Source organism: Nocardioides sp. P5_C9_2, from assembly GCF_054049555.1.
The window spans coordinates 1-4,795 of sequence record NZ_JBFUMD010000310.1 but is presented as its reverse complement, the minus strand read 5'-3'; the positions used below and the strand labels follow the sequence as shown (position 1 = coordinate 4,795).

Genomic DNA, 4,795 nt, shown 5'->3' with positions numbered 1-4,795 from the left:
CCCATCCGCTCGGGCGCAGACGCCACACCGGTCAGCAGGCCGCCGGCGATGGTCGCGCCGAGGGCGGCGCGTCCGGAGCTGGGCAGGATCGTCCGGAATCGGGTGGGTGTGCGGGACACGAGGCTCCTCGGCTGCGCATGAGGGAGAGCTGGCGGGCCCGAGCCTACGTTCGGACCCGCAGGACCAGGGCACGKCTCCTCGCGAAAATGCCTGTCCACCGCACCCTGCCGGCCCTAGGTTCGGCCCATGACGTTGCAATGGGAACAGGTGATCGTCCACGCCGTGGACCCGGCGGCCCTGGGGCACTGGTGGGCCGAGGCACTCGGTTGGGTGGAGGTCTACTCCTCCGCCGACGAGTTCGAGATCCGCGCGGAGCCGGAACGCATGCCGGGGTTGGACTTCGTGCGCATCGACGAGGTCAAGAAGGCCAAGAGCCGCCTGCATCTCGACTTCAGGCCCGATGACCAGGAGGCCGAGGTGGCTCGGCTGGTCGCCCATGGTGCGCGGCGGGTCGACATCGGCCAGGGTGACCGGCCGTGGGTCGTGCTGGCGGACCCCGAGGGCAACGAGTTCTGCGTCCTCGCCCCCACGACCTGACGGGTCGGCGCGCGGACGAGGTAGTGCCAGCCAGCGGCGTCAGGCGCCGTCCTCGGTCAGGGTCGTGGCGGGCAGCCAGTCGGCTCCGAGGAGCTGGGCGACGTCGGCGAGGCCGGTGTTGTCGCCGCCCACGGTGTCGGAGGCCGCGGCGATCCGTTCCACCATCACCTTGCCGACCTGCTCCTCGATGGTGCCCTCGGCATACGCGATGTGCCACGGCGAGACCTGGTGGTCACGGTGGGTGCGGCCGGTCACCTGCCGTCCGGCGATGCCCGAGAAGCGGGCCTGGTGGAAGACACCGACCCGCGGGTCCGTGCTCGCACGGCGGCCGTCCGCGAGGGTCTCGCCGGCATGCAGGCTCATCGAGGCGACCGTGGTGAAGACGCAGACCTTCGCCTGCCCTGTCTGGAACCGGAGCCGCTCCGCCTCCGGGTCGAACCGGTCGCGGCCGTAGATCGTGGCGACCTCGATGCCGCTGTCACGAAGCCGGTCGGCGATCGGGTCGGCGGCGGTGGCCACGAACTCGACCGAGCACGCCACCTGTCGCTCCCCCTCGACCTGCTGGGCGATCCACGCGACCGTCGAGTCGACGCGGATGAGCCCGGCCTTCTGCCGGAAGCGCAGGAGCGCGGCCCGACCCTTCGCGACATTGCGCCCGCGCCGGGCGATGTCCATCTCACGACAGAACTCTCCCCATTCGGCCTCGTACGCCGTCCGCTCCGCCGGCGTGAGCGCCACCGGCATCCCGGAGATCGGCACCGGCCCCCACGGCGCGGCCCGGTGCAGCAGCGCCGGGGGCCGCTCCTCCTCGAGCCAGCCGCGCACGAGCTTGAGGTCCGCCGCGCGCCGCGCCGCATCGGTGGTCCACGTCGCGCCGTAGCGTCCCCGTTCCACCCCGACGCCGTGGCGCTCGAGGGCGGTTGCGAACGCGTCCCCGGGTTGCGTCGCCGAGGTCCACTCCTTCATCGACTCGCCCAGCACCTGTGCATATGCCGGAGCAAGGTAGGGCAGCTCGAGCGGCGTGTGTCCGGGCGTCGCGGTGGTCGCGATGACGAACGGCGCCTTGTCGTGCGGCTTCCCGTGACCCGAGATCCGCGCCCAGAGCTTCCACCGCTTCGTCGTCGTACGCCGCAGGGCGTGGGCCTCGTCGGCGACGATCACGTCCCAGGTGTGGTCCTTGACCTTCTCCAGCCGGTCCCAGGTGATGACGACCCACTCCAGGCCGCCATCCCCCAGCGCCGTGATCGTGCGGCACCAGTGGCCGATCGTGATCGCGGCGGGACGGTCGGCCACGACGAGCACCCGCCGCGCGCCTCGCAGGTCGCCCACCGCCACCGCGCCGAGGACCGCGGCGATCGTCTTGCCGACACCGGGCTCGTCGGCGAGCAGGAACTGCCGGCCGCCCGCCGCGGCGCGTGCGGCGATCGCATCGGCTGCCTCGAACTGGGTCCTGCGAGGCTCGAGCTCATCGGTCGGCTCGGGGTTGGGACTCGGATGGTCGGGACTGAGGGTGTTCTCGATGAACCGACCGAGCGTGTAGGGCCCCGGGGAGTACGGCGCGAGGTGCGCGGGCAGGGCGGCCCCGACGTACAGGTGGGTCTTGACGGCAGGGTGCCAGGTGGCCCCGTCGACCTGCGTCCCGTACGGCACGTCGAGCACCCACAGCCGCTCACCCGGCCCAGCGGCCGGCAACGGTCGCTGCTGCTGTCGCGTGCCGGGCCGACGAGCACCGGATCGTCGAGGTCTGGCCATCCCCGGACGCTATCGGTGTCTCCCCCACGGCTGTCCGGCGCCGCACCGTGCCGCAGACCCGTAAGGTTTCTGCATGCCCGAAGGTCCCGATCACCCCATCGCCTACACCGCACTCCAGCCTGGTACGTCGGTGCAGACGAGCGACGGCCACCACTTCGCCACCGTCCAGGCCGTTCTGGTCGATGAGGCGGTCTCGGTGTTCGACGGCATCGTCGTCCAGACCGAGGAAGGTGCGCGGTTCGTGGACGCGGACCAGGTCGCCTCGATCTACACCACCCATGTCCGCACGACCCTGTCGAGGGAACAGGCGACGAACCTGGCGCTGCCGGATCGTTCGACCCTGATCGACATCAAGCCGCCGAGGTCGATGGCCGCACGGCTGGGCCGCAGGTTCCGTCGCGGGAAGCGGTAGCGCTCTGCGCATCGTGCTCCTGGGCGACAGCCATCTTGCGAGGGTCCGTCGCGACCTCCCCATGCTGGGCCCCGACGTCCACAACGCGGCGGAGGGCGGCGCCCCTGCGCTGGACCTCGTCGCGCAGGCGACCAGGGCGGCCGTCGATGAGGGGGACCTGGTCGTGGTGTCGGTCGGCACCAACGACGCCGCGCCGTGGAAGCCGGTCCCGGTGAGGGTGTTCGCGAGAGCCGTGCTCGATTGCCTGCAGTCCGGACCAGCTCGCCGATGGGTCTATGCCGCTCCCCCAGGAGTGGACGAGTCCCGCCTGGCGGGGTCGGGTGATCGGACGAACGCGATCATCGACGAGTACCGGGACGCCGCAGTCTCCGCGTGCAACGACGCGGGTGCACGAGTCGTTCGCACGGAGCTCGTCATCAGGCCTCTCGGAGCCGGCGCCTTCGTCAGCGACGGTCTTCACCTGAGCGGACCGGCCTACAAGGCGGTTCTACCCGCGATCGCTGAAGCCGTGCATGCCACCGCAGGAGGCGATCGCGCCCCCTCGTCCCGGACGTCAGCTGCCCGGCGGCGCGTAGTCGATCGTCATGTGTGACGCCTCGTCGATCTGGGCCGGCGTGAGCAGGACGACGGTCTCGTACTTGCTGAGCGCACCGGTCTGACAGACCGTGCCGGCGATGGCTGCCATCGCCTCATGACTCGGCGCTTCGACGATGGCGAACAGGTCATGGGACCCGAACGAGAAGTAGACACTCTCCACGGAGCCGCCCACCGCGGAGGCCAGCTTCTCGATTGCTGCGGCACGCGCGGAGCCGCCCTTCGCCATGACGCCCTTGATGCCCTCGGGCGAGTACGAGGCTTTGATCATGTACTTGGCCATGGTGGTGCTCTCTCTGTAGATGGCGGGCGACGGTGGAACACCGAGAGGGTGTCTCCTCCGAGCCATCAAGAGCCGAGTCTTTGACGACGGTCACACGGACCGGGAGCCACTCCGACCGTACGCTCCCGACGCCGCAGGCGAAAGGCGCCGAGGCGCTCAGCGGTCGAACGGGTGCCTCAGTCGTCGATGCGGACCACGACACGTCCCAGGGACCGGCCGGACATCAGCTGGCGCATCGCCTGGGGGACCTGGCTCAGGGGATAGACCCGGTCGACCACCACACGGAGCTCGCCCGTCTCCACGAGGCCGGCGAGCGTGCCCATCAGCTGCCGCTTGTCCGGTGGCGCGAAGGACCCGCCGCGCAGCTGCGGTGAGACCGCCGAGCGTGCCACGAGTCCGAGGAGACGCGGGATGCTGCCCAGCCAGCGGTGCCCGGTGGCCCCGAATGCGTCGTGTCCGATCAGGATGTAGCTCCCTCGTGGGTCCAGCGCACGACGGATCTCGCTGAAGGAGTGGTTTCCGGGCACGTCGAAGATGAGGTCCCACTGCTCACCGCTGTGCGTGAAGTCCTCAGACGTGTAGTCGATGACCCGGTCCGCGCCGAGGGAGCGCACGAGTGCGAGCTTGCTCGCGTGGTCGACACCGGTGACGTTGGCACCGTAGGCCTTGGCCAGCTGCACGGCGATCGCGCCGACGCCGCCCGCGGCGCCGTTGACCAGGACTCTCGACCCGGGAGGCACACGTCGTCGGGGCAGGTTGTTCACGGCGATGAGCCCGGCGGTCGGCACGGCGGCCGCCTCCTCGAAGCTGACGCCGGAGGGCTTGAGCGCGACCCCTTCCTCGGGGGCGGTGGCGTACTCGGCGAACGCGCCGCCGTTGCGCCACTGGACACCGCGAACGGTCTCCGCGAAGWCCTCGTCACCCCGCTCGAACCGGGTCACCGCGCTCCCCACTGACTCCACCACCCCGGCGGCGTCAGTCCCCGGGACTCGCTCACGGGGGCGTCTGACCCCGGAGCCCATGAGGCGCAGGACCGCGGGCCGGCCGGCCACGACGTGCCACACATCCGGATGCACGGACGCCGCGCGGACCCGGACCAACACCTCGTCCGCGGCCGGCACCGGCCGAGGGACCTCGCTCAGGTGGAGGTCGTCGAC

The 4,795-nt window shown here is 71.0% G+C and carries 6 protein-coding genes; 3 read left to right on the top strand and 3 right to left on the bottom strand.

Annotated elements, in window-relative coordinates:
• Positions 1 to 246: 246 nt before the first annotated feature.
• Positions 247 to 597 carry a VOC family protein gene (locus tag ACXJKL_RS14735; protein ID WP_457207795.1) on the top strand — a complete coding sequence of 117 codons (351 nt, stop codon included), beginning with the start codon at positions 247 to 249 and terminating at the stop codon, positions 595 to 597.
• A gap of 39 nt (positions 598 to 636) precedes the next feature.
• Here the strand turns inward: ACXJKL_RS14735 and ACXJKL_RS14730 are convergent, their stop codons facing one another.
• Positions 637 to 2,349 (bottom strand): helicase, encoded by a 1,713-nt coding sequence (locus tag ACXJKL_RS14730; protein ID WP_457207794.1) that lies wholly within the window; start codon positions 2,347 to 2,349, stop codon positions 637 to 639.
• A gap of 73 nt (positions 2,350 to 2,422) precedes the next feature.
• On the opposite strand from ACXJKL_RS14730, the gene ACXJKL_RS14725 reads away from it, so the two are divergent.
• On the top strand, positions 2,423 to 2,761 hold the full coding sequence (locus ACXJKL_RS14725) for a hypothetical protein (RefSeq protein ID WP_457207793.1): 339 nt from the start codon (positions 2,423 to 2,425) through the stop codon (positions 2,759 to 2,761).
• Positions 2,762 to 2,822: 61 nt separating this feature from the next.
• Positions 2,823 to 3,353 carry an SGNH/GDSL hydrolase family protein gene (locus ACXJKL_RS14720; RefSeq protein WP_457207792.1) on the top strand — a complete coding sequence of 177 codons (531 nt, stop codon included), beginning with the start codon at positions 2,823 to 2,825 and terminating at the stop codon, positions 3,351 to 3,353.
• Here ACXJKL_RS14720 and ACXJKL_RS14715 read toward each other — a convergent pair.
• Both ACXJKL_RS14715 and ACXJKL_RS14710 read right to left on the bottom strand, forming a co-directional pair.
• Positions 3,315 to 3,638 (bottom strand): GYD domain-containing protein, encoded by a 324-nt coding sequence (locus tag ACXJKL_RS14715; protein WP_457207791.1) that lies wholly within the window; start codon positions 3,636 to 3,638, stop codon positions 3,315 to 3,317. The two genes, ACXJKL_RS14720 and ACXJKL_RS14715, sit on opposite strands and share 39 nt — an antisense overlap.
• 176 nt (positions 3,639 to 3,814) lie before the next feature.
• A partial coding sequence (locus ACXJKL_RS14710) for an NAD(P)-dependent alcohol dehydrogenase (protein ID WP_457207790.1) occupies positions 3,815 to 4,795 on the bottom strand: 981 nt, incomplete at its 5' end.